At 51.8% G+C, this 809-nt stretch carries 2 protein-coding genes; one reads left to right on the plus strand and one right to left on the minus strand.

Annotated elements, in window-relative coordinates; all coding sequences use genetic code 11:
* Nucleotides 1-73: 73 nt before the first annotated feature.
* Entirely contained in the window at nucleotides 74-316 is a 243-nt protein-coding gene (locus F1003_RS16980) for a hypothetical protein (RefSeq protein WP_495697492.1), read from the minus strand.
* 390 nt (nucleotides 317-706) lie between these two features.
* On the opposite strand from F1003_RS16980, the gene F1003_RS15490 reads away from it, so the two are divergent.
* Nucleotides 707-809: MscL family protein (locus F1003_RS15490; protein ID WP_162307001.1), on the plus strand; the 103-nt coding region annotated here is incomplete at its 3' end.

An 809-nucleotide genomic window follows, 5' to 3' on the forward strand; every position in this document is an offset into this window, starting at 1 on the left:
GCACACCAGATAACACAGAGGCAAGCCTCTGTAGAAAAAGCACCAAACCCTTGCGGTTCTCCTTTTGGCGGTATTAGTCCTTGAGGCAGCGGACGCTAAAGCCGTTTGCACGATTGTTGTTGTTGCCCGCGTTGCTATTGCCGCTATTGAACCATAGGTTCCACGAGTTGTTGCTATTGTTCTGCTCGCTGCTCCACAGCCAACCGTTGCTGCTCTGATTGTTGAGCGTGGCATTGTTGGCGTTGCGGTTACCACTAGCAGGCAGGCGGAGCACTCCTCCCGAAGGGCTAAGCCGTGCGGCAACGCCAGACGGCACAGCCCGCCAGCCCCTAACGCAAGTAAGACCTACTGGCGACTGCTTCCCAAGCCTTTGGAAAGCAGCGAATGCCCACTCCTCACTCTTATCCCTATGGCATAGGGTGCCACAGGGGTAGGTCTGGATTAACTACCAGCCAAAGTGCCGCCTAAAAAGGCACACTCTTAATAGCCAAGCTCAAGAGGTTCAGCCGCCACTAATGCCTTGGTGCAGGATAGGGAAAGCCTCCGCACCTACATTAGTTTTGTTTTTCATACCCAGATGGAAGAGCCCTCCTAACTCTAATGGCTACTGGCTTCTTTTTCTTAATTATCTGATGTGTCAAAGAACTCCGCTTGGAGAAAAACGCCGAAGTGCCCCCTAAAAACGGGTTGCCCCATTTCTAAGTAAGTGGGCGGTGCTCCCCGGCTATTTTTTCATATTGACTTAGCAGTCGGTGTAATTATAGGAGGAGCTTTCGGGAAGATTGTAAACTCCTTCGTGGAGGATGTCG

Source organism: Winogradskyella ouciana (assembly GCF_009709615.1).
Classification (GTDB): Bacteria; Bacteroidota; Bacteroidia; order Flavobacteriales; family Flavobacteriaceae; genus Winogradskyella; species Winogradskyella ouciana.